The following is a 23606-nucleotide window of genomic DNA, read 5'->3' on the forward strand; positions in this document are numbered from 1 at the left end:
CTGAACTCAATTCAACTACTTTCCATATTTGCAAGGAAAGGTCATTTAGCTTTTCTGTCTCTTCAGGTACTCATATCCAACAGCAAGTATACCTATCAGAAGGAAGGCCATGATGTATGTCCAGATCCTTGATCGTTCGGTCTTAGTGTTCTCCAGTGCAATATCTTCTGTACTGTTCTCACCAGTATCATCGATATAAGAAGCAAGGGCCTTTCCCGCTGTGATCGCGAACGGAGAAAATCCAGGTGTCCGAGCTTTGAATATGGAATAGTCTGTTGTTTTGCTATCCAGGGTGGTGGGCAGCACTTCCCATGCAGTTCCATTATATCTCTGCAATTTTATCTCATCAGCACTTATTGCCATCTCTTCCATCCATGAATTGTTCACCCTGAACTCCACCTGTGCATCCCTTATGTTATCAGATGTAGCAAAACCAGCCTTACCTACCCATATATTAGCATATTTGTACAGCAATCCTTCAGGATTGATTGGTACAAGCTTTGACCTGTTGTTCAGGACCTCTATGGTAGAAGTGATCTCACCTGAGTTCTTAAGGGAATAGAAACTGACCTTATGAATCGGATTACCCTCTCTTGAGAATTCATAGGTGACATTGCTATTCATTCTCAGGTACTCACTGTCCACATCTTTCATAGCGACGTTTATAAAGTCCTCAACGCTACCTGCGCCACCGCCGCCTCCACCACTGCTGCTGCTACTCTTTGTGCTGCCTCCACTGCTTCCTCCTCCACCGCCGCCACCGCTGCTGGAGGAAGATGTTGTGAGGCTAATACTTACTGCTTCACCTTTCAGTCCGTTTTCATCGAATGGGACCAGGGTATAGTTGTAAGTTGTGGACCTATTCAGATCACTATGTAAATATGATGATCCGGTCACGGTATCAAGGAGAATGCCATTCACGCTTATTTGTACCGTTGCAGTATCAGCAGAAGCATCCCACTCCAGAGTGATCGAAGTGGCCTTTATGCTCTTTCCCGCAACGTTTGAGATCACAGGCAGCTTCAATGTAGTTGCCGGATCAGTTACCTGTGCAGTATTTATGTTCCCTGAAGTATCCACTGTTTCGATAGCTATGCTATGTTCCACTCCATTGCTAAGTCCTGTTGCATTGTAATAATTGTTGGGAGTGGTGGTGACAAATGCACCATCTATGTATATCCTCACATGACTGAGATCCTGATCAGCAGGATTGGTCCATGTCCAGTATATCCAGCTTGCACCTATACCACTCTCGTGGAGATCTGTTACAGGTGCCGGTGGAGTCCTGTCTATGGTCCTGGTGGTCGCCTGATCGGTTATAGTTGCGGGATTGATGTTCCCGGCAGTATCTACGGTTTGAGTACCGATCGTGTGTACCGTTCCTTCAGGAAGTCCTGTTGCATTATAGAAGTTGTTGGAAGTGCTTGTTACCAATACTCCGTCCATGTAGACCATCACATTACTGAAATCTGCATCACTTGGGTTTGTCCATGTCCAGTATATCCAGCTTGTTCCTGTAGCTGTTTCCCTCAGGTTTGTAACGGAAGCTGGCGGCACCTGTCTTGAAGCATCGAATGTTGTTTCAGCTGTTTTCAGGGCCGTAACGGCCTGGCTTACTTCTGCATTCGTTGCATTCGGGTTATCCACAACAGCCTGTGCCGCAGCGATCGCTGCCCTGAATGTGTCTATTGATGCTTGCGGATACTGGCCGATTCCGGTTCCGGGGGATGCAGTCCTCGCTTTTTCGTTGGCTGCAGCAATCGCTGTTGTTAATGCACTTTTATCAATGGACTTTATCATTGAGGCATCGAATGCATTAATAGCGTCCTGTAACTTTGCAGTGGCTTGATTTACTTGTTCCTGTGTTGCGTCTGGATTGTTAGCAACTCCCTCTGCTTCGCCAATTGCTGTTCTGAATATGTCTATTGCTGCTTTTGGGTACTGATTGATTTCGTTTCCCTCTACTGCACTTGTTATTTTTGTCTTGGCAGAATTTATAGTGTTGATCAGATCGTTTTTGTCTACTGCACGGACAATGATCGTTACACGTTCTTCATCTGTTTCTCCATTAGCTGTCGCAATGAACGTTACAATGTAACTGCGAGCAGTGCCAGTTGCCGGAGTCCAGCTGAAAAGGCCAGTTGTGGGATTAATGTTTGCTCCCAGTGACTCAATTTCCGGAGAAATCGAGTATGTAATTGTAGCATTACTATCTTCATCATCTGTTGCATGAACAGTAAAGGTCAGTTCTTCATTTTCACCGACGGATTTATCGCTAATATGGTCAAATTCCGGCCTAGCTGAGCTGATCCCAGCTGTCATTAAAAACAAAAATAGTACAAAGCCTATACAGACCAATTTATTTAACTTGATTCGCATTTTACCATCCACTCCATGGTCCATGGAGTATTTTTAATTGTTTTATTGTTCCGTAGTAATTCATGGTACCTTGCATGAAGTAATATTTAAAATTACTCTAAAATTCCGGCAATATTTAATATATTTTTTTGGATATTTTTGTAATGTATGCTCCTAAGATTTGGATAGGATATCCTGTGCCTAATTGCGTAACAGAACAACGTATTTGATCTTGTTTTCATCTGAAAAGGTGCGTTTTTTTTTAGAAGACTGAATCATACTATTGTCAGATATGAAATTATCGACCTTGCACAGTTGTTATCTTCTGCGGGATAAATAAGTAAAAATCAGTAGTAACTTAGGAATATTGAATGTTTTTTTATGGACCGGTCGGGAATTGAACCCGAGGCCTCTACCATGCCAAGGTAGCGATCTTCCCCTGATCTACCGGCCCATGATGAGCAACCTTACTTTACAGCATTAAAGATAAAGGTATCGCTAGGAACCCAGGTCTAACTGCAGTCCCTAAACAATCATTTAATGTGTGCTGACATCAAAGCGAAATGTTAAAGTACCTGTATGCGTATTTGGTGTGTCGCGTGATGCAATGTATCATGCTTTAACACAATGGGCCCGTAGCTTAGCCCGGTGGAGCGCACGGCTGATAACCGTGAGGTCCTGCGTTCGAATCGCAGCGGGCCCACTATTTAACGGTAAACATCTGTTTTTGCTGACAACATGTTTTTTCATTCACTGTCTGCACTGATCTCTACCTTCGGATCTGAAGGTATATGTCCATAAAACTTTAGCTACAAAAAAGTGATCTGGTTATGTATTTTTTGTTCTGTTTTGATGTTTATGTCGTGGGATAGTGCTTTGTTGATATGGTGAACTTTATAAAAACGTGCTCATAATAATGAGAAATTAATATACACTTTTTATATATAAATTATTTGGATTAAACTTATAACTGAATATTGATTATTTAACACTATAACGTTCTATAAAATAGTACAATATGGTGATACTATGAATAACGGAAAAACGGAACAGATCAGTGAAAGAGAATACGAAATGGTGGAACTTTTGCGCAAACTGAACATGAATCGTTCAGTTGCCCTTGTTCTTGCTTGTCTCTCTACAGGCGAGGAAGTAACATCCAGGTCCATTGAAAAGAAAGCGGGTCTCAGACAGCCCGAAGTCAGTATAGCGATGAGATATCTTTGCGACAACAATTGGATAGAAGTTCGTGAAGAAAAGAAGACCGAAGGTAAAGGCAGACCGGTAAAGCTCTACAAGTTGGTAGTTCCCCTTGAATACATCATTCAGCGGATCGAGAATGATGTTATGTATCAGAAATTGTCAGTGCTTGAAAGCATAGAAAGGCTCAAAGGCCTGACATAAACCTTTTAAAGCCATCTTTTTTGTAGTGCCAACTACAAAAGGCTTTTTTAAACCCCGGCTTGCTCCTGTGTTCCAGTGAACTCCTTTTCTTCATCGAAGATTTTATGATACATCAGATCATGAAATAAATGGTCTAATTAATGTAATTCAACATCATATACGGAGTTTTTCTCTTGGGAACTATCAGCGAGAAAATATTCAGTCGGGCATCAGGGAAAGACGTGAAAGCCGATGATTTTGCGATGGCTAAGATCGATTATGCCATGGCGCATGACGGTACAAGCATACTGGCTGTCCGTGCATTTAAGGGCATGGGGATCAATTCAGTGTGGGACCCCTCCAGGATCGTAATACCATTTGACCATCTTGTACCTGCCAACAATGAGAGCACAGCTTCTTTGCAGTTCGATATCCGTAAATGGATCTCAGAACAGGGAATAGAGCATTTCTATGATGTCGGAAGTGGCATATGCCACCAGGTATTGCCGGAGCAAGGCTTTGCACTTCCGGGCAAACTGATCGTAGGTGCCGATTCTCATTCATGTACATATGGGGCGTTCGGTGCCTTCGGTACTGGTGTTGGTGCAACTGACATGGCCGAAATATTCGCTACCGGAGAGCTCTGGTTCAAGGTTCCCCGGACAATAAAGGTTACAAGCCGCGGCTCACTGGGCAAAATGATCACAGCAAAGGACCTGACTCTGCACATCGTTGGTAATGTGGGTGCTGATGGGGCTACCTATAAAGCAATGGAGTTCTATGGGCAGACCATCTCCGAGCTTTCGATGTCCGGCAGAATGACCCTGTGTAACATGGCAATAGAGATGGGTGCCAAAGCGGGAATAGTTCCTGCGGATAGGATCACTTTTGATTATCTTCAGGGTAGAGCAGTAGAAGAGTATGATCCTGTATATGCGGATGAAGATGCAAGTTATGTTAAGGATCTCCAAATAAACGCTTCTGATCTGGAGCCTCAGGTTGCTCTCCCTCATCAGGTTGATAATGTAGTGTGTGTCTCTGAAGTTCCGCAAACAAAGATCGATCAGGTGTTCATAGGTACCTGCACTAACGGAAGGCTTGAAGACCTGGAGCTTGCTGCCAAGGTCCTGAAGAATGAAAAGGTTGCAATAAGGACAATAATTATACCTGCCTCCAGAGAAGTGATGAAAGCAGCTTCAATGAACGGCACGCTTGCTACACTGCTTGAGGCAGGCGCCACTATTGGTATGCCAGGTTGCGGTCCATGCTTGGGCGGGCATATGGGTGTCATAGCTCCGGGAGAAGTGTGCGTATCCACATCTAACCGTAATTTCAGAGGCCGTATGGGTGCCGGGGGGTATATATATCTGGCATCTCCTGCAACTGCTGCAGCATCCGCCATAACTGGTTATATCACCGATCCCCGGGAGGTATAAAGGGGTATAAAGGAAGTGATTTATTGACAGAGCACATCGACAAACATAGGATACTCCATCTGATGGAGCACTGGATAGAGCACAATGAAAGCCACCTGAAAAGCTTCAATGAGTGGAGCAGGAAGATCGGGGAAGCAGGGTACGAGGAAGTGGCGGCAAAGATCCTTGAAGCAGCCGGCAAAATGGAAGAATGCAATCAAAAGCTGCAGCAGGCAAAAGATAGCATCTGAAAGAAGGTATCTGGATCTGATCAATGATTGCAGGTTATCCTGCAACATTGTATGTTCTTTCACTTATCTGCCGAGTTCTGCATGGGCTCTGGCAAGATGGCCTGCTGCCTGAGCTGCGATCAGTGATATCTCCCCGGCAAGAACACCTGCGGCAACTATTTCTGCAAATTTCTTTGAATTAGAGCCCGCTGGTTCTCCTGGTCCCTGCACACCCAGCAGCTTCAGGCAGTCTTTCTGAGTTCCCAGGCCGGTGCCCCCTCCAACAGTACCCACTGGCAGGGCAGGCATTGTCACTGAACAATAAAGGTCTCCATTCCTTGTTACCTCTATTGTGGTAATTGCTGTGCTCCCTTCTACTACGTGGGCTGCGTCCTGTCCGCAGGCCAGGAACAATGCTGCTACTATATTGGCTACATGAGCATTGAATCCCAGTGCTCCGGCACGTGCTGATCCCAACAGGTTCTTACGGTAATTGACATCTGCCATGGTCTCAGGCTTGCATTTTAGTTTTTCTTCCACAATTTTTCCCGGGATGATCGTATCTGCAATAACCGTCTTGCCCCGGCCAAGTATGGTATTGATCGCTGCAGGTTTCTTGTCTATGCACATGTTACCTGAAAGGGATATCGGTATAGCACCAAATTCGTCCTGTATAAGGTGTGTTACCGCTTCAGTTGCAATGGTCACCATGTTCATTCCCATGGCATCCTTGGTATCAAATATGAATCTTAGGTATACTGTATTCCCTGTAACGTAAGGCTCTACAGCCAATAATTCCCCGAAACGTGTGGTTCTTTCTGCCTTCTCTTTCATCTGAGCAAATATCTCTGGCCTGCTGATCCAGTCAGTGAATGCCTTTGCCTGAACAACGTCATCAAGCTTGAATACAGGTGCTCTCGTCATTACATCCTGGAAGATGCGCACATTAGCGCCTCCTGAACTGCAAATGGCTGAACATCCTCTATTGGCACTTGCTACCAGCGCTCCTTCGGTAGTTGCAAGAGGCAGGTAGAATTCCCCCATGGCGAATTCACCATTTATTTTCAAAGGGCCTGCTATCCCAAGGGGTATCTGCACAGCCCCTATCATGTTTTCGATATTTCTTTTTGTTGCTGCCGCAGCATCAAGTGTATAATTCTGTATCTCTTCGAACCTGGTTCCGGTGATATCTGCCAGCGCATTCCTGCGAATGCATACTGCTGAGTCCGCACTCTCCGCTATTTTATCGATGTTCCTGAATGATATTTCCCCTGCCACTACTTTTTGAAGTATGTCTTTTTCATTGTATTCGGTTTTATCTTGACTTGGCATCATGATCACTTTTCACTCTTTTCACAGCTATTAGTATAGTAATTCTACGGTTCTGTAGAAATCGTCACGCTACAATCCCAACTGTTGGCAGATGCAACCACAGAGTACACAGAGTTCACGGAGATGAATAAATATTGCCATCCTCTGTGTTCTCTGTGAACTCAGTGGTTAAAACATAATATGTATGTTTTCTACAAAGCCAATTCTACAATGTGATTATCAACTGTCCTTGTTCGCAGAACTCCAGAAAAAGGTCAGCTATCTCATAGGAACTGATCATTTCGATCCCTGGTATCAGTTCATCTTTTTCAAGCCCTATCACAGATGCACCCAATTCACAGCATCTGAACTTTATACCCATGTCTAAACAATCTTTAATTTTAGAATCATATTCTGGTAAACCCTGTTTTCCAGCTTTGGCCATCATCACTCCCATGGGCCCAAAAAGTACAACTATCACGTCCAATCCTTTTTTTCGGTAATATTTAGCAAATCTGAGTGTTTCCTGCGGACTTGTACTTTCGTAAACCATGCTTTTAAGTAACAGTAATACTTTTGTGACCTCTGGCATTTCTCTGCACTCACCTCATGCTGCTTATTTCTTTTGAACACTATTAAGCCTTGTCTTTGCAGTGAGCGATTGCAAAAGGATTTGCATTTGTAAAGTAAGTGGATCGCTCAAATGGCCCAGGTTTCCACAGTATGGAAAACAGCATTTTATATATTATAATGGTACTAATATATACAGTGCAGTTATGTAGTCACTGACGATAGAATTAAAAAGTTATATATTTAATACAAAATGTGCCTAGATTTTCATAGGTGGTATAAATGACTGACGCAGATATGAGAGAAAGGGTAAATACAGGTATCCCAGGACTGGACGAGATGCTACGTGGAGGGTTTTTTAAAGGTACTGCAAATGTGGTCTCAGGTGATTCGGGTACGGGGAAGACCATATTTGGAACCCAGTTCATCCTCGAAGGAGCAAAGAAAGGCGAAAAAGTAATGTGCATAATCACTTCTGAAGAATCGAAATCTATTGTCAAGGAAATGAACACTTCATTTGGCTGGGATCTGGAAGAATATGTTAAGAAAGGTTTACTGGTTTTTGTTGATATCACAGACCCAAGCCTAAGGTTGCAGAAAAGTGTGGAAATAGCACCCTCAGAGCTGATCAAGAGCTTTAAAAAACTTGTAGAAAGCAAGATAGAAGAACTAAAACCTTCCAGAATATTCATCGATTCAATTGAAGCGCTATTCCTTGCCATTGAATCCAATTACAAGCTCAGGACACTTATTGATGATGTATTCGGCGTATTCCGCAAGCATGAAGTTACTTCTGTAATAACGGTAGGAGCTATGTATGGGCTTGATGAAATGGTAGAATACGGAGCAGATTCCGTGGTGAAGCTGGGCAGGATCATTGCTGGCAATAACCTGCAGCGTTCCATCTATGTTATGAAGATGAGGGGCTCAGGCACCATCAACGAAGTTCGTGTTCTTAATATCAGTGAAAGTGGCATGCAGGTTCTGGCTCAGTCCCCATATCTGGAGTGATTAAAAGCATATTTCATTTCTTTCTTAGAACTATTGTATTTTATTTTTTTATCAATGACTACAACACATACCAGTCATTGTCATTGATAATTTCTTCTTTTTCTTTTACTTCAATGGCTGATCTTCCCAGAGGTTTGCTAATAGCTTCTGCCAGGTCCTGCAAGTAATCCTTTTGATTGAGGCTTCCAAAAACAAAGCTTTTACCCGGCTGGATATTTCTCTCTATTGTTTCGATCTTTGGAACTATGGTAACAGAAATAGATGTCATTTCAACAGCTTTTTCCATCGCTGTTCTGAAATCTCCTATGCAATAAGCTATTCTGTGTTTGTAATTGTTCTTTGTTTTTTCAAGATAACGTGCAAGTCTTTTGCTTTCCATTAAGATGAAATCGCGTTTAATTTTTGATACATTACATTTTCCCATCATGAACTGGTAATCCATGAATGGATACTGGGTATCCAGTTCCCGGGGGGTGACACCACATGTGCCAAATACTACAATATGTACCATTTCAGGTTCCAGCATCCCGAAGATCAGCCTATCGAATATTTTATGTGATGGACTTTCATGATATGGTTTCTTTTTAGCACAAGGCACGAATATGCAGAAGTCGCGAACCGGTGGTTCATATTCAGTAAGAACCCACTCATTTGCACGTTTCATATCCGGATGGTATATGACCATATCTGTGTCAAGAGGTTCTGCAGAACGTTCATTTTCTGGAATTATAGGTTTCAAGGTAAGATGAGTTCTGAGAAACTATATATATACCTATCGATGTTATGGTTTTGTACAAACTGTACAATTACTTATGCTTTTAGATTGTTGCGATAAAGAGGCACAAAATGGCAAGTTCCATTCATGAAATGCTCCGAGCTAACTGTAAATGTGATGATGTGGCAAAATGCGTCCTGGGACTGAAGAATCTTGACCTGCTTGCCTACAAGAAGCTCTTTGAACAGGGTCCGATGACTGCAGAAGAATTGGGAGATCTGTTGCAGAGAGAACGGAGTACTGCTTATCGCTCATTGCAAAACCTGATCGCCGTTGGGTTGGTTTACAGAGAAACACGTTCTATCCAGATAGGCGGTTATTATTATGAATATGTTGCAATTTCACCACAGCAGTTTAAGCAAATGCTCAAGCATAATATAACAGATTGGTATAATAAAATGAACAAACTGCTTGATGACTTTGAAAAAGAACTTTTCGATTTCTTTCCTGAATGATGCAGCATCATCTGGGTCCAATAAGAATTAAGCAGAATATCCCTTTTTTGATCACGAATTAAAGAATGTGGATCGGAGCATTTGTTTGACGGGAAATTCGAGGGGATGTTATGCTCCTTTCTATCACATTCTTCTTGTGCAAACCAATTCGTTTGTAGCCCTGTGGAGGGGCTCAAAGCGCACCACCAATGTCATTCACGTTTTTCATTGTAGGTAGTAGTATTACTCTCTCTTCTTATATATATACATTTCTATACTCTGACACATACTACTCATCATTATGATGAGGCAGTTTCATCTGATTATGCATAGCGATCTTACATGATCATAATGTTCCTACAAATCGCTTCATCCTATCCAAGGCTTCTACGATCTGTTCCTTTGAGGTGGCATATGAGCATCTAAGGAAGCCCTCTCCCGCTGGTCCAAACACATCTCCGGGAATTGTAACAACTTTCTGTTCATGGAGCAGTCTCTCTGCAAATTCCTCAGAGGTCAGTCCCGTGTTCTTGACAGATGGGAAAGCATAGAATGCTCCCTTCGGTTCATAACATTCTAGCCCTATCCTATTCAGCCCGCTTATTATCAAATGTCTGCGGCGATCATAATCCCTTATCATTCGCTGCATCTCTTCGTTACCGTTACGAAGGGCTTCGATGGCTCCAACCTGTGCAGTGATGGGAGCGCACAGCATACAATATTGATGTATGCGCATCATTGCATTTATAATAGGTGACGGCGCCAGTGCATATGCAAGTCTGAAACCTGTCATGGCATAGGCTTTTGAAAAACCATTTAGCAGGATCGTCCTATCCTTCATGCCTTCAATGGATGAAAAACAGGTGTGTTTTCCATTATATGTCAGGCATTCATATACTTCATCGGAAATCACCATTATATCATGCTCAGAAGCAACTTTGGCAATAGCTTCCAGATCCTTCCTGTCCATTGTTGCTCCCGTAGGATTGTTGGGATAATTAATGATCAATGCCTTCGTTCTGGGAGTGATGGCCTTTTCCAGGTCTTCTGCTGTTAGTTTAAAATTGTTTTCAAGGTGAGTGATCACAGGTACAGGTACACCTCCGGCGAACATGACCGAAGGGACATAAGCCACATAAGCAGGCTGAGGTACTATGATCTCATCACCTGGATTGGTTATGGCTCGTATCGCTACATCAAGTGCTTCGCTGACACCGGACATGACCAGGATCTCCGAAGCCGGATCATAGTGTACGCAATGCTCCTGGGAATATAGTTTAGCGATCTCTTCTCTAAGTTCCAGAAGTCCAAAGTTAGAAGTGTATGATGTTTTACCCGATTCTAGGGAATGAATACATGCTTCCCGTATGTGCCAGGGTGTCACAAAGTCCGGTTCTCCAACTCCTAACGAAATAACGCCTTCGATGCCGGATGCAAGATCAAAATACTTGCGTATTCCTGAAGGCGGGACTTTTGTCATCACATCTGCCACAAATCTCTCTGGATCGCATCTGTCGTTCATGATCATCCCTCTGCATCAGGTTCCACTTTTTTGTATTCATGGGGTTACAACTAAACGGCTTGTTTCTTCCTGTTCCTGAAGGATGACTCCGTCTTCCTTGTAAGTCTTAAGCACGAAGTGGGTAGTTGTATGCTGCACTTGCTCTATAGTTGATATCTTCTCGGCGACGAAAAATGCGACTTCCTTCATTGTTTTTCCCATTACTGTGAGTGAAAGGTCATACTGGCCGGATAACAGCCTTACAGAACGTACTTCTGGGAATTTATACAGGCGCTCAGCTATTGCCTGATATCCCAAATTACGCTCCAATGTTACTTTTAGTTCGATGATCGCGTATACGTGCTCGTCACCTGCAAGATCCCAGTCAACGATCGCTCTGTATTTGCGGATCACTCCAATATCTTCTAATTCTTTGATCCGTTTGCTCACATCTTCTACTGGGAGGCCTGTCAGGGTTGCGATCTCTTCATGAGTGACCCTGGCATCTTGTTCCAGACATTCTAATATATGTCTTGTTTCAATATCCATCTCATAAGCAACCCCTTGAGATCAGAAAAACAGTGAATAAAAAAAGAGTGTGCTCAGCTGAGCAGCACTGCATTGACCACACCATCCTGTCCAGGACGGCTGGTGATCCTTGCGTTACCTATGGGGGTACGGATAACTGAACCCTTTGTCAGGATGTTACGTCTGACATAGTGCTCGTTAGCTTCATTTCCGACCACGGTTTCAATAGTGGTCTTCTGGGCCTTGCCATTTGCATCTGTCACATTGGCCACATTACACTGGAGCAACCTCACCTTGCTGTTTCCTCCCATTGTGGAAACCAGTTTGATCTTTGTATCGTCAAGGCGCGTGTCAGCCGGTTCACGTCCCAGTTCGAATTTTCTCTTTGCACGGTAAGCCTTAATCTTAGCACCTGTGTACTTCCTTCTTGATCTGCCTTGCCATTTCATGATTTGTCCTCTTGGATGTATATAAGTTGGATGATCTTTTTTAAAGTGATTTTTTCAACTTTTATAGATATGGACTTATCTCTACTTGAAGGATTCTATAAGAAGTTTTCGAGTGGTAGTTAAATGGAAATCAGTTATCCTGCTGGTGGCATGTAGAAAAGGAGATGTGTCTGTTTCACATCTATGATAGTTCTCTTTTTATTCAGTGCTTCACTAGGTAATCCATAAATATCTTCTGTACTATCTTCCTTTATGCTCCGCATATTATTTCTTGGCACAGGTGGCTCTTTGCCGACACGTAACCGAAATCCATCTGCAATTATGGTCAGCAGGGAAGGGGAACTTTTACTTTTTGATTGCGGAGAGGGCACTCAACAACAGATGATGCGTGCCAAAACAGGAATGAAAGCTCTTACCTCTATTTTCGTCACTCATTTTCATGCAGATCACATGCTTGGTGTCCCTGGGCTTATACAGACAATGTCTTTTCTGGGAAGGACTGAACCATTGCAAATATATGGTCCGCAGGGGGTCAAAGAATTTGTTCATGTTTTCATTGGTCTAGGTTATTACAAACTTCGTTTTGAAGTGGAAGCTGTTGAATTGTCTCCGGGGGACATTGTGAAAAGAGATGGTTATTATATCCTTGCTATCGGAACAGATCACAGTGTTCCCAGCCTTGGATATGCGCTTACCGAGGAACCTCGAAGAGGCAGGTTTGACCGTGAAAAAGCTATTGCTCTGGGAGTGCCTCCTGGCCCTCTTTTTTCAAAGCTGCATAATGGTGTGGACGTTGTGGTCAACGGACAACTGATACGTTCTGATGATGTCGTTGGGCAAAAAAGGGCTGGCAGAAAGATCGTCTATACCGGTGATACCAGGCCATGCGAGTCAATTCTTCTGGCCAGCAGGAATGCAGACGTACTTATACATGACAGTACTCTTGCCAGTGATCAGGAAGAGTGGGCAAAGGAATCCAAGCATTCTACGGCATTTGAAGCAGCAACTCTTGCAAAGGAAGCGGATGTTGCCAGTTTGGTCCTCACTCATATAAGCTCCAGATATACTGATGATGCTTCTCCTCTTCTGAGGGAAGCACAAGAGGTATTTGAAAATGTAATGATAGCAGAAGACCTGATGGAAATGGATATCCCTTTGAAGGATAAATAAGTTCATAACAGTCAGATTATCGTCCAATCAAGCTTGTTGTCATCAGCATCATAAAGAGAAACTTCCATGGTCCTGTCTTCCAATTCGATAGTTAACGCTTTCACTCCGATGTAGAGGATGTCTCCTGGCTCATAGTTGAATAATTCAGGTTTTGTCCTTCCAAAATATACTCTGCCACCTGAAGCGATTTCCTCTACTGTGACCCCATACCAATCACCCTTGTTGATCACAGTTATTACTCTGCATTCAAATCTGTCTGATTCGCTGATCCCTTCCATACAATCACTCAAGTTACGGTATCAATATAATGAACAACTGATAGTTCAGGAATACATCCTGTTATCCATGACAGTACCATTCTTATGGAGTACTTTACCCATGGATTCTTCAAAGTGTTTTCCAGAAACTTCTTCCTTGTCTTCTATAATTGCCTGATGTAAAGCTGTTTTCAGGACCTTCTCTACAAGATCCCTTCCAGAGAATCCTTTTGTCATCGCAGCGATTTTTTTAATATCCACGTCTTTAACAGGCAGTGGGAACGTGGCAACGTTTGTTTCAAGTATCTTTACCCTTTCTTCTTCAGCAGGCAATGAAAACTCGATCTCTTCTTCGAATCTGCTCCTTACTGCAGGGTCAAGACTGTTCGTACGATTAGTAGCACCAATGGTACAAATACCCTCTCTCTCTACTATTCCATCCATTTCAGTGAGCAAAGCGTTTACTATCTCTGCAACATCTCCTCTTAGTTCCTGGTGACGCCTGTCCAGAGCAATAGCGTCCAGTTCATCAATGAAAATTATGCAGGGAGCCATATCTTCGGCTCTGTCGTATAACTGGTGGATCTGCCTTGCACCTTCTCCTACATATTCTCCTATCATCTGTGTTGCTTTTACAGGGATTATAGGTACATTTGCTTTATTTGCGAGAGCTTTTGCAAGCATTGTCTTGCCCGTCCCTGAAGGCCCGAAGAAAAGTACATTACGGGGAGCCCATTTTCCAAATTTTTCAGGTTGCATTAGATATTTCTCGATCAGTTTACATTTTTGCTTAGCAGTATCTTGTCCGATCACATCGTCAAAGCAAATGTTACTGTGAAATTCCACGGTAGGAGTAGTCGCGTTGTCCTCATGAACAATGATCAAGGTCTCCATCCCAATAACTGATCCGGGAGGCTTAACTTCCTTTATCCTGTACGCAAAATCAGGATACATCCTTCTGTCAAATAAATATTCGCCTTTACGTGCGATGCAGCCATTCCACTGTTCCCTGGCATAGAATTCAAACACACCAGCATCCTCTATTTCCGGATAATCATCAAGTACACTACTTAAGGGATATCCAATTGGCTCAAGGACCAAAAGTTCTGCCGTCGATCCTGCAGGTTCGAATTCATCTTCCCTGCTGTTTTTATGGTTGGTGCGTTGCACTGATCGGACTATGCTCTCAACTCTATTCGTTTTCTAATTGCACATAAAGATACTTAAGATATTAAACTTACCCTTCTTCTTATCAGCTATTTCCGGGTCTGTAAAAATCGTCTCTTTTTGAGGAATGGATCAAGTATGTATTTTCAAAGAATGTGTCTGTATGTACCGGCCTCTAAACTGATATTTTGGGTCAATGATACTGATCTTTAGAGGAATTCTATATAGATCTGCCGAAATCATCGAGGATTTCCTAGTCATTGACTATTATTTTCAGAGGAAAATATATACTACCTATAGCTTCATAGGAATGATGGAAATAGTAGCTGAAAAGTAAATTTACACTCTTTACAGATTCTTATTTCCATTGCTTATGTCATGACTTTCATGGTTGTAGTAGTCTTTTCTTGTCTGATTGGGTAGCATTGGGTTGCAAGATCTAATGTTTTATGTATGTGAGTAAAAACTAACTGAGGACGATACAAGGCCATATAGGCGCAACCTATTATTCCAGTGCCTTCATCCCATTTCCTTTCACTACAGTTGGCTTGATGTTCATTGCTCCAAATATAAAGTGTCCACTACTATCTACCAATTTATCGGTATTCTTAAGATAAAATGCAAGCTCATCTGTAAAATTCAAAACCTAAACCCTGCCTCCGCTGCTAATACAAACACCGAAAAAGCCTTAATTTTACCTAGAGGTTTATACTGTCTTATCTATTGAAACCTTTTCATATGGAAGTAACAGGCTCATATTTTCCCATGATAAGGATCAATAAAAACAATTTCATCATAAAAATATATTTCAATTCGTCTTTACTTTTGAAAATGTTTATGTAATACTTCATCCATATATACTTTTATAGATGAGGTAATTCAGACAACTTAATGTTGTCTATACTTTGGGAGTTGGGTGCATATGCAAAACAAATCAAGTAGGTTAATCTATTCTGTAATTATGTTGTTTGCTTTGATAATGATAGCCGGGACCGGCTCAGCCGATGAAATCAATGTGGAGTTAGTTAGTCACATAGGAGGAATGGTCTCCGATGCTGTAGTAAATGGGAATTATGCATATATTGGAGAAGGGCAGGATCTTGTTGTACTGGATATGACTGATGTTTCAAATCCTTCAGAAGTAGGGAGAGTAATTACTCCATCATTAGTGGATGATATTACTGTATCAGGTAATTATGCCTATATAACAGATTATGAAGGGAATCTTATGATCGTGGATATCACTGATCCACTTTCGCCAACAATTGTAGGTAATTATGATACTGAAGGTGAGGCATATGATGTTGCTATAGTAGGTAATTACGCCTATGTAGCCGATGGTGATAATGGTCTTGTCATAGTGGATATCACTGATCAGTCAGCACCAATAATTACCGAAAGTTATGATACTGGCTATGCACGTATCATCTTTGTCTCGGGTAATTATGCCTATGTAGTCGATGATTTTAATGGCCTTATGATCGTGGATATTACTGATCCTGCAGCACCAACTTTTATGGGGAGTTTTGATAATGTTGCTTATATATATGATGTTTTTGTCGCGGGTAATTATGCCTATGTAGCTGATGAAACTGATGATTTTATGATCGTGGATATCACTGATCCGTGGTTACCAACACTTGTAGGCAGCTATGATACTGAAGGCAATATATATGGTGTTGCTGTAGCAGGCAATTATGCTTACATAGTCGATAGTAAAACTGGCCTTTTGATCATGGATATCACTGATCCTTCGTTACCAACAGTTGTAGGGAGCTATGATAGTTCTCTTTATGCATATGGTGTTACGGTAGCTAGTAATTACGCCTATTTAACTGGTTGGAAAGGTCTTACAATAGTGGATATAACTAATCCGTCAGCACCAACACTTGCAGGAAGCTATATTACTATTAGTTATGCAGTGGATGTTGTTACATCAGGCAATTATGCATATGTAGTAGATAGTGACAGTAATGATCTTGCAATTGTTGATATTAGTAATCCATCAGCACCAAAGATCATTGGAAATTATTATACTTTGAGTTGGATGCTGGGTGTTGCAGTGTCAGGCAATTATGCTTATGTTGCTAACGATTATAGCGGTCTTACAATAGTGGATATCACTAATCCTGCAGCACCAACACTTGCAGGCAGTTATGATATTGCGGGGTCTGCATATGATGTTGCTGTTTTAGGCAATTATGCTTACGTAGCTGCAGGTGAGAAAGGCCTATTGATAGTGGATATAAGTAATCCTTACTCACCAACACTTGCAAGTAATTATGACACTGTTGGTTTCGCAATTGATGTGACCGTGTCAGGAAATTATGCATATGTAGCCGATGGTGGCAGTCTTGTCATTGTGGACATTACCAATCCTTCATCACCAACGCTTGCAGATAGTTACAATCCTGTTGATCATGCAGTTAATGTTGATGTAGCAGGAAATTATGCATATATAATCGATGAGGAAAGAGGTCTTATGATTGTTGATATTAAGAATCCTGCTAAGCCAACCCTCAAAGGCAATTATGATACTAACGGTCATGCATCTTCTGTCGCTGTAGCAGGAAATTACGCGTACGTAACTGATGGCGAAACTGGCATTTTCATTCTGGATATCACTGACCCATCAACACCCACAGTTGTGGACAGTTATAATACCACTGGGTGGGCATATGCCGTTGCCATATCAGGTAGTCATCTCTATCTTGCCGATGGTAGCAATGGTCTCCTTATCTTTGGCTCGGGTACCGCTGAAGTCAATGTGGATTTCGTTAGTCGTTTTGGGGGACATATTGGAAACTTTGACATAAGCGGAGATCATGCATATATCGGACAGGGACAGGACCTTGTTGTACTGGACATCACTGATGTTTCAAGTCCTTCAGAACTTGGGAGGATAACCACTTCATCAGATCTGTTTGGTGTTGCCATAGCAGAGAATTATGCATACCTAGCTGAAGGTGAGAATGGTCTTATGATCGTGGACATCAGTGATCCATCAGCACTGGAACTTGCAGGCAGCTATGATACGGAAGGTTATGCAAATGATGTTGCTGTGGCAGGAAACTATGCTTACATAGCTGAAGAAGAGAATGGGCTTCTCATTGTGGATATCAGTGATCCTTCGGCGCCAGCTTTTGCAGGCAGTTATGATACAGACGGTTATGCATTTGGGGTTGCCATAGCAGGAAATTACGCATACGTAACAGATGATTGGAGTGGGCTTCTTATCATAGATATCAGTGATCCTTCAGCACCAGCCCCTGCAGGCAGTTATAATACTACTGGTCATCCGGATGATGTTGCTGTGGCAGGAAAATATGCATACATAGCCGATTATGATAAAGGCCTTGTAGTTGTGGATATCAGTGATCCTTCAGCACCAGCCCTTGCAGGCAGTTATGATACCGATGGTAATCCACTTGATGTTGCTGTAGCAGGAAATCATGCATACGTAGCCGATTATGGAAATGGTCTTATGATCTTTGATATTAGTGATCCTTCGGCACCAGCCCTTGTAGGCAGCTATTCCACGGGTGACGCATTCTCTGTTGCTGTAGTAGATAACTATGCCTACGTGGCCGACGATTGGAATGGTCTTACGATCGTGGATATCACCGATCCGTCAGTACCAGCCCTTGCAGGTAGCTATTCTACAGGTTACGCATTCGCTGTTGCTGTAGCAGGCAATTATGCATACCTGGCCGAAGGTGAGAGCGGTCTTGCAGTTGTGAACATCACGAATCCTTCAGCACCAACACCTGCAGGCAGTTATGACACTGATGGTTATGCAATTGGTGTTGCTGTGGCAGGAAATTATGCATACCTTGCTGAAGGCGATAATGGTCTTAAGATCGTGAATATCACTGATCCTTCAGCACCAGCCCTTGCAGGCAGCTATGCAGGTCAAGTATTTAGTTTTGCTGTAGCAGGCAATTATGTCTATACACCAAGTGGTTGGGATGGTATTCTTATCCTGGATATCACAAGTCCTTCTTCACCAACACCTGCAGGCAGTTATGCTACTGGTGGTTATGTAACTGAGGTTGCTGTAGCAGGCAATTATGCCTATCTGGTCGATGTTTACAGTGGTCTTGTGATCGTGGACATCAGTGATCCCAGCTCACCAACACTTGCAGACAGCTATAATACCGGAGATCGGACATACGATGTAACTGTATCAGGCAATTATGCCTACTTGACAGATGCTTCCAATGGCCTTGTGATCTTGGATATTATTGATCCCACGTCACCAACACCTGCGGGCAGTTATGCTACTGGTGGTTATGTAACTGAGGTTGCTGTAGCAGGCAATTATGCCTATGTACTCGATGAAGAAAATGGTCTTGTAATTTTGAATGTCACAAATCCTGCCGAACCAACACTTGCAGGCAGCTATGCTGCCAATAGTTATGAGTCTGCATATGATATTGCTGTAGCAGAGGGTTATGTCTACCTGACCGAAGGTGGAAATGGCCTTGTCATTTTGAAACTGACTGGTGCACAAATTCCTGTTCCTCATACTGTAGGTGTATACGACTATGCAGGTACCTGGGCTCTGTGGAATACCACAACGAACGTCGCAGATATTGTGATATTCGGCTCTGTTGGCACACAGCCTGTTGTGGGTGACTGGGACGGGGACAGGATCACTGAGCTGGGCGTCTACAACACCACAGGTAATGATTTCATAATCCGCACAGATGTAGGATTTGATGTGATCAGCTTGGGATGGCCTGGTGTAACGCCTGTTGTGGGTGATTGGAACGGTGACGGTACCGAGGAAGTCGGTGTATATGACTATGCAGGTACCTGGGCTCTGTGGAATACCTCAACGAACGTCGCAGATATTGTGATATTCGGCTCGGTTGGCACACAGCCTGTTGTTGGCGACTGGGACGGGGACAGGATCACTGAGCTGGGTGTGTACAACACCACAGGTAATGATTTCATGATCCGCACAGATGCAGGATTTGACACGATCAGCTTGGGATGGATAGGTGTAACACCTGTTGTGGGTGATTGGAACGGTGACGGTACCGAGGAAGTCGGTGTATATGACTACGCAGGTACCTGGGCTTTGTGGAATACCACAACTAACGTCGCAGATATTGTGATATTCGGCTCGGTTGGCACGCAGCCTGTTGTGGGTGACTGGGACGGGGACAGAATTACTGAGCTGGGTGTGTACAACACCACAGGTAATAATTTTCTCATCAGGACAGATTCCGGATTTGATACGATCAGTTTTGGATGGGCAGGTGTGACTCCAGTTATCGTCAACTGGGGTTAACTTATTTTATTTTAATAAAAATGTATAAATTGAATATTATATTTATTAACTGAAGGCTTACAACTAATACATGTTAAAATCGCATTCAATAAGTAGTGAAGTCCATACTTTCATTTTCAAACGAATGGTTAGGAACTATAAATTAGTATTGTTCCTTTATGTACCTAATTGTAAAATAAAAGTGGGAACTATATTTTTTATTTAAAAGTTAGATATATTTCAAATAGTATACCAAAAATATATTTTGTTATCTCTATTTATTGCCTATCTATATATAGACTGTTACTACATACTTCTATGGGTATACACTAAGGTAACTCATAGTTCCCTATAAATGGTGGAGTGGGCGTGTATGCAAACAAGATCAAGTAGATTAATCTATTCTGGAATTGTATTTTTATTCCTGTTACTGACGACAGGAATCACCGTAGCAGATTATGTCAATACAGATTTGATCACCCATTTTGGGGGGTCTGTTCTGAATGTTGCTGTAGATGGGAATTATGCATATTTAGGACAGGGGCAGGATCTTGTCGTGCTTGACATAGCGGACGTTTCAAGTCCATCAGAAGTAGGGAGATTGATCACTCCATCAGAAGTAGGGAGTGTTACCGTATCAGGTAATTATGCTTACGTTGTCAGCGATGGCCTTATGATAGTTGATATCACGAATCCATCAGCACCGACACTTGCAGGCAGTTATGATATTGGTGGCTCTGTTGCTGTATCAGGCAATTATGCCTATGTAGCCGCAGGTGATGATGGTCTTGCTATCCTGGACATTAGTGATCCATCCTCACCCCTACTCACAGGAATTTATGTGGGTCAGTGTGATAATGTTGCTGTTTCAGGTAATTACGCCTATGTTACCAGTGGATACTACTTCATTGATCCCTATGGGGAGCTTAAGGTAATTGATATCAGTGATCCCTCAACACCAACACTTGTGAGCAGGCTTGATGCTGCCGGATGGCCAGATGATATTGTCGTATCAGGTAATTATGTTTACATAGCTAATGGTGACAGTGGTTTTGGTATCGTTGATATCAGTGATCCAGCTGCACCAGTAGATGTAGGTAGTTTTTATGCAGGTGACTATGTCTATGCTGTTAATGTAGCAGGCAACTATGCCTATGTTTCGGTATACAATGGTCTTTTGATCGTGGATATCAGCGATCCTGCAGCTTCAACACTTGCGGGGAGTTATGATATTGGTGGACCTGTTGATGTAGCCGGCAATTATATTTACATAGCAGCTGGTCAAAATGGACTTTTGATCGTGGATGTCAATGATCCTTCTTCACCAGCAATTATGGGTACCTATGCTACTACTGTTGTTTCAAATGATGTTGCTGTTTCAGGCAATTATGCATATGTAGCTGATGATATCAATGGCCTTGTGATTGTGGATATCAGTGATATGGAAGCACCAACACTTGTGGGCAGCTGTGATACTGAGTATGCACATGATATTGCTGTGGCAGGCAGTTATGCCTACATAAGCGATGTTACAAATGGTCTTGTGATAATGGATATTGCCAATCCTTCATCACCGACACTTACAGGCAGTTATGATGTGTATAACGCGCAAGATGTAGATGTAGCAGGCAATTATGCATACGTAGCCGATACAACCCATGGTCTTGAAATTGTTAACATCAGTGATCCTTTTTCACCCACACTTACGAGTATTTATAATACTGATGGCTCTGCAGAGGGTATTGATGTAGCAGGTAATTATGCTTACATAGCTGATTTTGACAATGGTCTTGTGATCGTGGATATCAGTGATCCAGCCGCACCAACACTTGCAGGTGGTTATGGTACTACTGATTATACAAGCAGTGTTGCTGTTTCAGGTAATTATGCTTATATAACCGATGTCAATAACGGTCTTGTGGTCGTGGATATCACTGATCCCCACTCACCAACATTAAAAGGCAGTTATTATACTGGCTGTTGTGCACTTCATATTGCCGTATCGAGTGAATACGCTTACATCACCTCTGCTTCACAACTTGTGATCGTGGATATCAGTGATCCAGCCACACCAACATTTGCAGGCAGCTATGATACTGGTGGTTGGATAAATGGTGTTACTGTTTCAGACAATAATGCATATGTAGCAGATCGTGATAATGGTCTTGTCATACTTCAAGTAGTGCCAGATACAAGACCACCTGGATCTGTAACAAACCTTCAAGAGACGGCTGTAGGTTCAGACTGGATCAGGTGGACTTGGGAAAATCCTTCTGATATAGGTTTCAGTCATGTTATGGTGTACATTGACGGTGCATTTGCTACAAATACATCGGACGGATTCTATAACGCTACCGGCCTGACTGAAGGAGTGCATACCATAAGTACGAAGACCGTGGACATTGCCGGGAACATCAATACAACATTGGTAAATGATTCTGCAAGGACGGCAACAATCAATGTGGAATTGGCTAGTCACTTTGGTGGTCTTGTCTATGATATAGCGATAGCTGGTAATTATGCCTATGTCGCTACCAGTTCTTTATTATGGGACGGTGGTCAGCTTCAAATTGTTGATATCACTGATCCGGAATCACCAATACTTGTGGGTAGTTGTGATATCGGCAATGGCTGGCTGGAGGCTTGGAGTGTTGAAGTATCAGGTAACTATGCCTACGTAATTAGTAGAACAGAGGGACCAGGTTACGCTAGTTCTCTTGATATAGTTGATATCAGTGACCCATCTGCACCAATACTTGTTGGCAGGTATGATTCTTACGGTTATGCGCACGATGTTGCTATATCAGGCAATTATGCCTTTGTAGCCAGCGAGTATGATGACTTTAGGATTCTGGACATCAGTGATCCAGAAGCACCAACAGTGGCGGGTCGTTATGATACTGGTGATTCACGGGGTGTTGCTGTATCAGGCAATTATGCCTATGTAGCCTCTGGTGCAGGTCTTGTGATCCTGGATATAAGTGATCCATCAACACCAACATTTGTGGGTCATTATGATACTGGCTATGCAAATGATGTTGCTGTTGCAGGCAATTATGCATATGTAATTAGTATGACAGATGCACTAGGTTACGCTAGTTCTCTTGAAGTTGTGGATATCAGTGATCCTTCAAAACCAACACTTGTGAGCAGTTATGGTACTGTTCATGCAACAGACGTTGCTGTTGCAGGCAATTATGTCTACATAACAGAGTGGAATAACGGTCTTATGATATTGGATATCATTGATCCCTCAGCACCAACGCTTGCAGGAATCTATGATATTGGTGGACCTGCTGCTGTGGAAGGCAATCATGTCTATGTAGCTGCTGGTGATGATGGTCTTGTAGTCCTTCGCGTGGGAGAAGGATTTGACACAACGCCCCCAGCATCCGTAACAAACCTTGGGGAAACTGATGTCGATCCAACCTGGATCAACTGGACGTGGACAAATCCCACAGCTGCGGATTTCAGTCATGTGATGGTTTACTTGAATGGTATATTTGTCACAAATACATCCGGTAGTTCTGTCAATTCGTATAATGCAACCGGACTTACTGAAGGACTGACTTACAGTATCGGTCTACACACAGTCGATACTTCCGGGAACATCAATTCCACATGGGTGAACGATTCAGCAACTACTCCAATACCTTCAGACATCACACCTCCTGCATCCGTAACAAACCTTGGGGAAACTGATGTCGATCCAACCTGGATCAACTGGACGTGGACAAATCCCACAGCTGCGGATTTCAGTCATGTGATG

Annotated in this window: 16 protein-coding genes, 2 tRNA genes and 1 pseudogene; 9 read left to right on the forward strand and 10 right to left on the reverse strand. The window is 42.7% G+C overall.

Annotated elements, in window-relative coordinates:
* Positions 1–45: 45 nt before the first annotated feature.
* Both A4E24_RS07080 and A4E24_RS07085 read right to left on the reverse strand, forming a co-directional pair.
* A complete protein-coding gene (locus A4E24_RS07080) occupies positions 46–2322 on the reverse strand; it encodes a PGF-pre-PGF domain-containing protein (protein ID WP_292352585.1) in 2277 nt (758 codons plus the stop codon).
* A gap of 418 nt (positions 2323–2740) precedes the next feature.
* Positions 2741–2812: transfer RNA gene (locus A4E24_RS07085), tRNA-Ala, on the reverse strand.
* A 175-nt stretch (positions 2813–2987) separates the two neighbouring features.
* Between A4E24_RS07085 and A4E24_RS07090 the strand changes: the two genes are divergently transcribed.
* The 4 genes from A4E24_RS07090 to A4E24_RS07105 all read left to right on the forward strand — a co-directional run bounded on the left by A4E24_RS07090 (position 2988) and on the right by A4E24_RS07105 (position 5407).
* Positions 2988–3061: transfer RNA gene (locus A4E24_RS07090), tRNA-Ile, on the forward strand.
* Positions 3062–3387: 326 nt separating this feature from the next.
* Entirely contained in the window at positions 3388–3762 is a 375-nt protein-coding gene (locus tag A4E24_RS07095) for a transcriptional regulator (RefSeq protein ID WP_292352586.1), read from the forward strand.
* A gap of 173 nt (positions 3763–3935) precedes the next feature.
* A complete protein-coding gene (locus A4E24_RS07100) occupies positions 3936–5177 on the forward strand; it encodes a 3-isopropylmalate dehydratase large subunit (RefSeq protein ID WP_292352587.1) in 1242 nt (413 codons plus the stop codon).
* Between the two features lie 23 nt (positions 5178–5200).
* Entirely contained in the window at positions 5201–5407 is a 207-nt protein-coding gene (locus A4E24_RS07105; protein WP_292352588.1) for a hypothetical protein, read from the forward strand.
* 63 nt (positions 5408–5470) lie between these two features.
* Here the strand turns inward: A4E24_RS07105 and hmgA are convergent, their stop codons facing one another.
* Together hmgA and A4E24_RS07115 are read right to left on the reverse strand one after the other, a co-directional pair.
* Complete coding sequence (gene hmgA / locus A4E24_RS07110; protein WP_292352600.1) at positions 5471–6718, reverse strand: hydroxymethylglutaryl-CoA reductase (NADPH); 1248 nt, start codon at positions 6716–6718, stop codon at positions 5471–5473.
* A 205-nt stretch (positions 6719–6923) separates the two neighbouring features.
* Positions 6924–7289: a DsrE family protein gene (locus A4E24_RS07115; protein WP_292352589.1), complete on the reverse strand. Its 366-nt coding sequence runs from the start codon at positions 7287–7289 to the stop codon at positions 6924–6926.
* A gap of 260 nt (positions 7290–7549) precedes the next feature.
* Here A4E24_RS07115 and A4E24_RS07120 point away from each other — a divergent pair, with 260 nt between their 5' ends.
* Positions 7550–8278: an ATPase domain-containing protein gene (locus A4E24_RS07120; RefSeq protein WP_292352590.1), complete on the forward strand. Its 729-nt coding sequence runs from the start codon at positions 7550–7552 to the stop codon at positions 8276–8278.
* A 58-nt stretch (positions 8279–8336) separates the two neighbouring features.
* Here the strand turns inward: A4E24_RS07120 and A4E24_RS07125 are convergent, their stop codons facing one another.
* The gene (locus A4E24_RS07125) at positions 8337–9017 is read right to left on the reverse strand and encodes a DUF5591 domain-containing protein (RefSeq protein ID WP_292352591.1); all 681 of its coding nucleotides are present in this window, start codon (positions 9015–9017) and stop codon (positions 8337–8339) included.
* Positions 9018–9124: 107 nt separating this feature from the next.
* Here A4E24_RS07125 and A4E24_RS07130 point away from each other — a divergent pair, with 107 nt between their 5' ends.
* A complete protein-coding gene (locus A4E24_RS07130) occupies positions 9125–9508 on the forward strand; it encodes a helix-turn-helix domain-containing protein (protein WP_292352592.1) in 384 nt (127 codons plus the stop codon).
* Between the two features lie 325 nt (positions 9509–9833).
* Here A4E24_RS07130 and A4E24_RS07135 read toward each other — a convergent pair whose 3' ends face one another.
* The 3 genes from A4E24_RS07135 to A4E24_RS07145 are packed head-to-tail and all read right to left on the reverse strand — an operon-like array spanning position 9834 to position 11965.
* Positions 9834–11009, reverse strand: a complete 1176-nt coding sequence (locus tag A4E24_RS07135; protein WP_292352593.1) for an aminotransferase class I/II-fold pyridoxal phosphate-dependent enzyme — start codon at positions 11007–11009, stop codon at positions 9834–9836.
* 36 nt (positions 11010–11045) lie between these two features.
* Complete coding sequence (locus A4E24_RS07140) at positions 11046–11537, reverse strand: Lrp/AsnC family transcriptional regulator (protein WP_292352594.1); 492 nt, start codon at positions 11535–11537, stop codon at positions 11046–11048.
* 53 nt (positions 11538–11590) lie between these two features.
* Positions 11591–11965, reverse strand: coding sequence for a 30S ribosomal protein S8e (locus A4E24_RS07145; protein ID WP_292352595.1), 375 nt, complete (start codon positions 11963–11965; stop codon positions 11591–11593).
* 252 nt (positions 11966–12217) lie between these two features.
* Here A4E24_RS07145 and rnz point away from each other — a divergent pair, with 252 nt between their 5' ends.
* Positions 12218–13135 carry a ribonuclease Z gene (rnz, locus tag A4E24_RS07150; RefSeq protein ID WP_292352596.1) on the forward strand — a complete coding sequence of 306 codons (918 nt, stop codon included), beginning with the start codon at positions 12218–12220 and terminating at the stop codon, positions 13133–13135.
* An 11-nt stretch (positions 13136–13146) separates the two neighbouring features.
* Here the strand turns inward: rnz and A4E24_RS07155 are convergent, their stop codons facing one another.
* Together A4E24_RS07155 and A4E24_RS07160 are read right to left on the reverse strand one after the other, a co-directional pair.
* Positions 13147–13413 carry a hypothetical protein gene (locus tag A4E24_RS07155; RefSeq protein ID WP_292352597.1) on the reverse strand — a complete coding sequence of 89 codons (267 nt, stop codon included), beginning with the start codon at positions 13411–13413 and terminating at the stop codon, positions 13147–13149.
* Between the two features lie 45 nt (positions 13414–13458).
* A complete protein-coding gene (locus A4E24_RS07160; RefSeq protein ID WP_292352598.1) occupies positions 13459–14562 on the reverse strand; it encodes an AAA family ATPase in 1104 nt (367 codons plus the stop codon).
* Positions 14563–15520: 958 nt separating this feature from the next.
* On the opposite strand from A4E24_RS07160, the gene A4E24_RS07165 reads away from it, so the two are divergent.
* Together A4E24_RS07165 and A4E24_RS07170 are read left to right on the forward strand one after the other, a co-directional pair.
* A complete protein-coding gene (locus tag A4E24_RS07165) occupies positions 15521–19858 on the forward strand; it encodes a hypothetical protein (protein ID WP_292352599.1) in 4338 nt (1445 codons plus the stop codon).
* Between the two features lie 352 nt (positions 19859–20210).
* Positions 20211–23606 (forward strand): annotated as a pseudogene (locus tag A4E24_RS07170) (hypothetical protein); the annotation flags it as partial.

Origin of the sequence: Methanomethylovorans sp. PtaU1.Bin093, from assembly GCF_002067275.1 — an archaeon.
Classification (GTDB): domain Archaea; phylum Halobacteriota; class Methanosarcinia; order Methanosarcinales; family Methanosarcinaceae; genus Methanomethylovorans.